This is a genomic window from Pseudomonas lopnurensis (assembly GCF_015070855.1).
Classification (GTDB): Bacteria; Pseudomonadota; Gammaproteobacteria; order Pseudomonadales; family Pseudomonadaceae; genus Stutzerimonas; species Stutzerimonas lopnurensis.
In genome coordinates this window covers 1-8,049 of sequence record NZ_JADDIX010000005.1, presented here as the reverse complement: position 1 = coordinate 8,049, position 8,049 = coordinate 1, and the positions used below count along the sequence as shown (strand labels likewise).

Sequence of the window (8,049 nt, the reverse complement as noted above, 5' to 3'; positions counted from 1 at the left end):
TTGCTGCGCGACAGCGCTGCGACGAAGACGCGCAGGCGCCTCCTACAAAAAGCGTCCGTAACTACAGAGGAGGACGAGCCTTATCTGACCGGCATTAGGTTCCTTTGGCCTTGGCTCCTACGTTTTCTGGCATTCGATCGCTTTGGCGGGGGGCTGGTCGTGATCCAACCCACCGATTCCCCGCAACCTCCCGCAATCCTTCCGCCATACTCGTGCAGTTGCATTCGTCACGGGGCTCTTCTTATAGTTCCGCCGGCATTTTTTGCAGGGCCTGGCTCGTGGCGTACGGGCGGCGTGCCAGGCCTCGAGCGTACTGGTGAGAGCGAATGATCGAATTAAAAAGTCTGACCAAGCGATTCGCCCAGCACACGGCAGTGGATGCGCTGTCATTCAGCGTCCAGCCGGGTGAGGTGCTGGGCTTTCTCGGCCCGAACGGCGCGGGCAAGTCCACCACCATGAAGATGCTGACCGGCTTTCTCGCGCCGACCTCCGGCACCGCCAGCATCCTCGGCCATGACATCCAGACCCAGACCCTGCAGGCCCAGCGGCAGATCGGCTATCTGCCCGAAGGGGCGCCCTGCTATGGCGACATGACGGTGCGCGGTTTTCTCGAGTTCATCGCCGAGGTGCGTGGTTTCCGCGGCACGGACAAGCGTCAGCGGGTGGAGGCCGCGGTCGCGCAGGTGGAGCTGGGGCAGGTGCTCGGACAGTCCATCGAGACGCTGTCCAAGGGCTTCAAGCGGCGCGCCGGCCTGGCCCAGGCGATCCTGCACGATCCCAAGGTGCTGATCCTCGACGAGCCCACCGACGGCCTCGACCCGAACCAGAAGCATCAGGTGCGCCAGCTGATACAGGGCCTGGCCCATGACAAGATCGTGATCATCTCCACCCATATCCTCGAGGAAGTCACGGCCGTATGCACCCGCGCGGTGGTGATCGCCGGCGGCAGGCTGGTGGCCGATGGCACGCCGCTGGAGCTGGAGAGCCGTTCGAAGTACCACCAGGCCGTCACCCTGGTCAGCGACGCTCCGCTGGACGACATCGCCCTGGCTGCGCTGCCGGGCGTGGCCGGCGTCGAGCTCAACGAGCGCGAGCACAGCCTGACCGTGCTGGCGCAGCCGGGCCAGGTGATCTTCCCGCAGGTCAATGCGCTGATCGGCCAGCAGGGCTGGGCGGTGAAGGAGCTGGACGTGGAGCGCGGCCGGCTGGACGAAGTGTTCCGTACTCTGACCCGCGGGGAGGCGCTATGAGCCAGTTGCCGGTGATCTTCAAGCGTGAGCTGGCCAGCTACTTCGCCACGCCGCTCGCCTATGTCTTCATCGTGATCTTCCTGGTGCTGTCCGGGGTGTTCACCTTCTACCTGGGCGGCTTCTACGAGCGTGGCCAGGCCGACCTCACGCCCTTCTTCAGCTTCCATACCTGGCTCTACCTGTTCCTGGTCCCGGCGATCGCCATGCGTCTGTGGGCCGAGGAGCGCAAGTCCGGGTCCATCGAACTGTTGATGACGCTGCCGATCACCCGCTTCGAGGCGGTAACCGGCAAGTTCCTCGCCGCCTGGGTGTTCGCCGGTATCGCACTGCTGCTGACCTTCCCGATGGTCGTCACCGTCAACTACCTGGGCGAGCCGGACAACGGCGTGATCGCCGCGGCCTATCTGGGCAGCTGGCTGCTGGCCGGGGCCTTCCTGGCGATCGGCTCGTGCATGTCGGCGCTGGCGAAGAACCAGGTGATCGCCTTCATCCTCTCGGTCGCGGTGTGCTTCCTGTTCATCGTCAGCGGATTGCCGATGGTGCTGGATGCCTTCGCCTGGGCGCCGCAGTGGCTGATCGATGCGGTGGCTTCGCTGAGCTTCCTGATCCGTTTCGATTCCATCAGCAAGGGGGTGATCGACCTGCGCGACCTGCTGTATTTCGTCACGCTGATCGTCGCCTGGCTGGCGGCCACCGCCGTGGTCGTCGACCTGAAGAAAGCCGCCTGAGGGAACGACATGAAACGAGTCATCTATTCCGGGGCCGGGCTGCTGCTGATCGCGCTGGCGTTCCTGGCCTTCAACATGGCGTCCAGCCTGCTGTTCACCAACGCCCGGCTGGACCTTACCGAGCAGAAGCTCTACACGGTTTCCGCAGGCACCGAGCGCATCCTCGCCGGCCTGCAGGAGCCACTGGAGCTGCACTTCTTCTATTCCGACGAGGCGGCCAAGGAGCTGGTGGCGCTGCGCAACTATGCGCGCCGCGTCGAGGAGATGCTCAAGGCCTACCAGCGTGCCTCCGGCGGCAAGCTCAAGTTGCATGTCATCGACCCGCAGCCGTTCTCCGAGGAGGAGGACCGCGCCGCCGAGTTCGGCCTGCAGGCGGTGCCGCTGAACCAGAGCGGCGACAAGGTCTACTTCGGCCTGGCCGGCACCAACGCCGAGGGCGCTACGCAGACGATCCCGTTCTTCCCGCTGGACCAGGAGGAGTTCCTCGAATACGAGATCAGCCGCCTGGTACAGAGCCTGGCGACGGCCGAGCTGCCGGTGGTCGGCGTGCTGTCCGGGCTGCAGCTGGCGGGTGGTTTCGACATGCGCACCCAGCAGGCGACGCCGCCATGGATGGTGCTGGAGGAAGTTCGCCAGCTGTTCCACATCGAGAGCCTCCGGCGCGACGTCGACATGATCCCGACCAACGTGTCGGTGCTGCTGCTGATCCATCCCAAGGAGCTGCCCGAGCAGACGCTGTACGCCATCGACCAGTTCGTCCTGCGCGGCGGCAAGCTGCTGCTGTTCCTCGACCCGTTCAGCGAGGCCGATCCAGGCATGGGCTTCGGCCCGGGCGAGTTCGACGAGCCGCGCGCGTCGGATCTCGAACCGCTGTTCAAGGCCTGGGGCGTGCGCATGGTGCCCGAGAAGGTGATCGCCGATGCGTCCTACGCGATGTCCGTGGGAATGGGCGCCGAGCGCCGCCCGGTGCGGCATGCCGGCTGGCTGAGCCTGCCGCAGGCGGCCATGGACCGGGACGACGTCACCACCGCGGCGCTGGAAAATCTCACCATCGCCAGCGGCGGCATCCTCGAACCGCTGGAGAACGCCACGACGCGCTTCACGCCGCTGCTGCGCAGCTCCGGCTATGCGATGCCGGTCGATGCCCAGCGTTTCGCCACGCTGGACGACCCGGAGACGCTGCTGCGCGGCCTGGAGCCCACCGGCGAGCGCTACGTGCTGGCGGCGCGCATCCAGGGGGCGGCGCAGACGGCCTTTCCGGAGGGCATCGAAGGCCGCGAGGACGGCATCAAGGAAAGCCGGAACATCAACGTGATCGCCGTGGCCGATAGCGACATGCTCAGCGACCGCATGTGGGTACAGGTGCAGGACTTCTTCGGCCAGCGCGTTCCGCAGCCGTGGGCGGACAACGGCGCCTTCGTGATCAACGCGCTGGACAACCTCTCGGGCACGGATGCGCTGATCAGCGTGCGTTCGCGTGGCCGCTTCACCCGCCCGTTCGTGGTGGTCGAGGCGCTGCAGCGCCAGGCCGAGAACCGCTTCCGCGAGAAGGAAGAGGTGCTGCAGCAGCGCCTGGCCGATACCGAGCAGCAGCTGGCCGAACTGCAGGGCCCCGACCCCGAGCAGGCGCTGGAGCTGAGCGCCGAGCAGGAGCAGGCGCTGCGGCAGTTCCTGCAGGAGAAGGTGCGCATCCGCAAGGAACTGCGCGAGGTGCGCTACCAGCTCAATGCCGACATCGAGGCGCTGGGGCGGACGCTGAAGTTCGCCAATATCGCCCTGGTGCCGTTGCTGCTGACCCTGGCGGTGCTGGCGCTGTGGCTGTGGCGGCGGCGCAAGGTGGCCTGATGGGCGAACCCCGTGCCGGCGCCGTTCGGTGCGGGAGAAGCCGTTGGCAAAGCGCTAACGAAAAAGAGGCTGACAGCGATTTTGGTTGTTTTATACTCCGGCGACGGTCGGTTCCAACCGCAACGTCCCGCCGCCTGGCAGCGGACGGCGCGGGGGCCAAACCGTCGAACTCCTCTTTCCGAGGAATAACAAAAAGCGAGTTGGAGAAGTGGTAATGGCTGAACGCGAGACCGGAACCGTCAAGTGGTTCAACGATGCTAAAGGCTATGGATTCATTCAGCGCGGTAACGGTGCGGACGTCTTCGTGCATTACCGCGCGATTCGCGGCGAAGGGCACCGCTCCCTGGCCGAGGGCCAGCAGGTGGAGTTTTCGGTGATCCAGGGCCAGAAAGGCCTGCAGGCCGAAGACGTCTCGGGACTCTGACGAGACGGCAAAGCCCCGTCCTCGAGACCTAATGCCGTTCGATTGAGCGCCGGGACACGGCATCTCCCCTCTCCCTTGATGGGAGAGGGGACTTACGTGCCCAACTGGCAGTTAAGTGAGCAGCATTACGTCCTCGAGACGGGCTTTCTCTTGTGTCTCAACGCTCGGCGATTGCCCGCACGGTTTCTTTTTTGGCCTTTGGCAGGGGTAGCGGTTTTTTCTTGCTGCCGCGCCAGGCGAGCCCCGACGGCCTAAAAGCATCGCCCCGGGGGCGGGCCTCCCACAAAAGCGGCCTGTGCACGCCGAACCACTGGAGGCGGCCCCATACTGGCTTCCAGCTTCCAGCTTCCAGCTTCCAGCTTCCAGCTTCCAGCTCCCAGTCTTCAGCCCGTCCGCCAGACGATCTCCTGCTCGCCATCCTCGCTGATACGAATCCAGCGGTCGGCTTCTTCGTCGGCTTCTTCTTCCTGCCAGCCGCCCGGTGCGCAGCGGATCTCCACGCCCAGCGCCTGGTGGGCCGCGCGGGCGCAGGCGAGGTCGTCCTCCCAGGGCGTGGCGTCGCTCTCCAGTAGCAGGCAATGCCACTTGCCCACTGCCTTCGGCAGCCAGGTCAGCGGAATCCCGGCGGCGTTGCACTTGAAGGTCTGACCTTTCTGCTGCCAGGGGGAGCAAGGGCCGAGGGCCTGTTCCAGCCATTCACCAACGGCCTGCTGGCTGGCGTCCCTGAGGTAGATCTCGATGTCCGGTTGACGCATGGGGCGGCTGCCTTCTGGTGGTGTGTCGGGACCTGCCGGTCCGTAACGAGTCAATGATCGAATGGATTTTGGCCGGAGCCGAACGGAAGTATCGCCAGCAAGCTGGCTCCTGCACGTTCACCGCCCATCATCTGTGTCGTGATGCTGGGGAGGCCTCGATATCAAATGCATCTTCCTTCGTGGAGCACGGCATGCGTGCGAAGCTTGCACCCACCTATTCGCGGGCACGGCCCGTTCCTACAAAGGCGACCTAGGCGTCGCGCTGAATCCAGTCGTAGCGTATCGCAACCCGCACGCTGAGGGGCGTGTCGATCACCGCGGCGCGGCGCTCGGCGCTGGCGCGCCAGCCATGCGGGGTCATGGCCAGCAGGTCGGCGCGGGCCTGGGCGTCGTCCAGTTGCAGCTCGAAGCCGAGGGTTTCGCTGTGGGCGAGGCGCATGCCGTCCGGGATCAGCGACAGGTGTTTCTGGTCGTCGTAATCGCGTACCTCGTCGTAGAGCCGCGCACGCAGCTCCCACAGGTGCTCGCGGGTCGGGCCCATGCGCAGCAGGCCACCGCCGGGCGCGAGCAGGCGCCGGGCTTCCTGCCAGTCCAACGGGCTGAACACGCTGGCCAGCAGGTTGCAGCTGGCATCGGCCAGGGGTACGCGAGCCATGCTCGCGACCAGCCATTGCAGCTGCGGCGCACGTTTGCAGGCGCGCTTGACCGCCTCGCGGGAGATGTCCAGCGCATGGCCTTCGGCATCCGGCAGCGCCTGGGCGAGCTGCGCGGTGTAGTAACCCTCGCCGCAACCGATGTCCAGCCAGCGCTGCGGCGCGCGTTCGGCGGCCAGCTCGGCCAGGCGCCTGGCCAGCGGTGCATAGTGGCCGCCATCGAGAAAGCGCCGGCGGGCCTCGACCATGGCCTGGTTGTCGCCGGGGGCGCGGCTGTTCTTGTGCTGCACCGGCAGCAGGTTCAGATAGCCCTGGCGCGCACGATCGAAACGGTGGTTGGCCGGGCAGGCGACACCGTTTTCGACCGGGCTCAACGGCGCCTGGCAGATCGGGCAGATCAACATGCGAGCAGGTTCACCAGGGTCTGGTAGTAGATGTCGGTCAGCAGGTCGAGATCGCTGGCGAGGATGTGCTCGTCGACCTGGTGGATGGTGGCGTTGACCGGGCCGAGTTCCACCACCTGGGTACCGAGGGTGGCGATGAAGCGGCCATCCGAGGTGCCGCCACTGGTGGATGGCGTGGTTTCGCGGCCAGTGACGCTGCGGATCGCCTTGGCCACGCCGTCGAGCAGCGCGCCCGGCTCGGTGAGGAAGGGCAGGCCGGACAGCGCCCAGTCGACGCTCCAGTCCAGACCGTGCCTGTCGAGGATTGCCGCGGTGCGCTGCTGCAACTGCTCGACGGTGGATTCGGTGGAGAAACGGAAGTTGAACACCGCCTCCAGCGTGCCGGGAATCACGTTGGTCGCACCAGTACCGGCATTCAGGTTGGAGATCTGGAAGCTGGTCGGCGGGAAGAAGGCGTTGCCGTCGTCCCAGTGCTCGGCGGCGAGTTCGGCCAATGCCGGCGCGGCGAGGTGGATCGGGTTCTTCGCCAGGTGCGGATAGGCCACGTGGCCCTGCTGGCCGCGCACCGTGAGCGTGCCGCCGAGCGAGCCGCGGCGACCGTTCTTCACCACGTCGCCGACCAGCGTGGTACTCGACGGCTCGCCGACGATGCACCAGTCCAGGCGCTGGCCGCGTTCGCGCAGGCGCTCGACGACGGCCTTGGTGCCGTGGTGCGCCGGACCTTCCTCGTCGCTGGTGATGAGAAAGGCGATCCGGCCCTTGTGATCGGAGTGATCGGCGGTGAAGCGCTCCACCGCGACGACCATGGCGGCGAGGCTGCCTTTCATGTCCGCCGCACCACGGCCATGGAGCATGCCCTGTTCGTCGATGCGCGCGGAGAACGGCGGGTTCTGCCAGGCCTGCAACGGGCCGGTCGGGACCACGTCGGTATGCCCGGCGAAGCACAGCACCGGGCCTTCGCTGCCACGGATTGCCCAGAAGTTTTCCACGTCCTCGATAGGCATCGGTTCGACGGCGAAACCGCAGGCGGCGAGACGCTCGCTCATGAGCTGCTGGCAGCCTTCGTCCAGCGGCGTGACCGATGGACGATTGATCAGCTCGCAGGCGAGTTCGAGCGTAGGGGAGAGGGCGGGGGCGGTCATCTCGGCTCCGGTACGGCGGGAAAGGGCGCCATATTAAAGCAAAGCGCAGGGCTCCGGTGACGGCCGGCTGCTGTGGTCGTCATGCGAGGAGGTCTTATAATCGCCAGGTTTTTTCGGGGAGCAGGCATGACTATCGATGATCAGCGTTTCGGCGGCATAGCCCGCCTGTATGGCCGGCTCGGCCTCGAGCGGCTGATGGTTGCCCACGTGGCGGTGGTCGGTATCGGCGGGGTGGGTTCCTGGGCGGCCGAGGCCCTGGCGCGCAGTGGGGTCGGCGAGATCAGCCTGTTCGACCTGGACGATGTCTGCATCACCAACACCAACCGGCAGATCCATGCGCTGGAGGGCGCGGTGGGCAAGCCCAAGGTGGACGAAATGGCCGCGCGTATCCGCGCCATCAACCCGGCCTGCCGGGTTCACGCCGTGCCCGATTTCGTGACCCGTGACACCATGGCCGACTACATCACCGAGGCGCTGGATTGCGTGGTCGACTGCATCGACAGCGTCGCCGCCAAGGCCGCGCTGATCGCCTGGTGCAAGCGCCGCAAGATCCAGATCATCGCCACCGGCGGTGCCGGCGGGCAGATCGACCCGACGCAGATCCAGGTCGCGGATCTCAACAAGACCTACAACGACCCGCTGGCAGCCAAGGTGCGCTCGACGCTGCGCCGCGACTACAACTTCTCCCGCACGCCGGGGCGCAGCTACAGCGTGCCCTGCGTGTTCTCCACCGAGCAGTTGCGCTATCCGAAGCCGGACGGCGGCGTCTGCCAGAGCAAGAGTTTCGTCGGCGAGGGCGTCAAGCTCGACTGCGCCGGCGGCTTTGGCGCGGTGACCATGGTCACCGC

General features: G+C 66.2%; 8 protein-coding genes. 5 read left to right on the top strand and 3 right to left on the bottom strand.

Features of this window, described 5'->3' with window-relative positions:
- Positions 1-326 precede the first annotated feature (326 nt).
- The 4 genes from IN820_RS00280 (at position 327) to IN820_RS00265 (ending at position 4,247) form a co-directional block, all read left to right on the top strand.
- Entirely contained in the window at positions 327-1,250 is a 924-nt protein-coding gene (locus tag IN820_RS00280; RefSeq protein WP_193679059.1) for an ABC transporter ATP-binding protein, read from the top strand.
- Complete coding sequence (locus IN820_RS00275; protein WP_193679058.1) at positions 1,247-1,978, top strand: ABC transporter permease subunit; 732 nt, start codon at positions 1,247-1,249, stop codon at positions 1,976-1,978. The genes IN820_RS00280 and IN820_RS00275 overlap by 4 nt, the downstream gene beginning before the upstream one ends.
- A gap of 9 nt (positions 1,979-1,987) precedes the next feature.
- Positions 1,988-3,823 (top strand): GldG family protein, encoded by a 1,836-nt coding sequence (locus tag IN820_RS00270; RefSeq protein WP_193679057.1) that lies wholly within the window; start codon positions 1,988-1,990, stop codon positions 3,821-3,823.
- A 214-nt stretch (positions 3,824-4,037) separates the two neighbouring features.
- Complete coding sequence (locus tag IN820_RS00265) at positions 4,038-4,247, top strand: cold shock domain-containing protein (RefSeq protein WP_193679056.1); 210 nt, start codon at positions 4,038-4,040, stop codon at positions 4,245-4,247.
- A gap of 383 nt (positions 4,248-4,630) precedes the next feature.
- Here IN820_RS00265 and IN820_RS00260 read toward each other — a convergent pair whose 3' ends face one another.
- The 3 genes from IN820_RS00260 to dapE all read right to left on the bottom strand — a co-directional run bounded on the left by IN820_RS00260 (position 4,631) and on the right by dapE (position 7,201).
- Positions 4,631-5,002 (bottom strand): hypothetical protein, encoded by a 372-nt coding sequence (locus IN820_RS00260; protein WP_193679055.1) that lies wholly within the window; start codon positions 5,000-5,002, stop codon positions 4,631-4,633.
- 250 nt (positions 5,003-5,252) lie between these two features.
- Complete coding sequence (locus IN820_RS00255) at positions 5,253-6,059, bottom strand: putative RNA methyltransferase (protein ID WP_193679054.1); 807 nt, start codon at positions 6,057-6,059, stop codon at positions 5,253-5,255.
- Positions 6,053-7,201 carry a succinyl-diaminopimelate desuccinylase gene (dapE, locus tag IN820_RS00250; protein ID WP_193679053.1) on the bottom strand — a complete coding sequence of 383 codons (1,149 nt, stop codon included), beginning with the start codon at positions 7,199-7,201 and terminating at the stop codon, positions 6,053-6,055. Before dapE ends, IN820_RS00255 begins: the two co-directional genes overlap by 7 nt.
- Positions 7,202-7,327: 126 nt before the next feature.
- Here dapE and tcdA point away from each other — a divergent pair.
- On the top strand, positions 7,328-8,049 hold a 722-nt coding region (gene tcdA / locus IN820_RS00245; protein WP_193679052.1), incomplete at its 3' end, for a tRNA cyclic N6-threonylcarbamoyladenosine(37) synthase TcdA.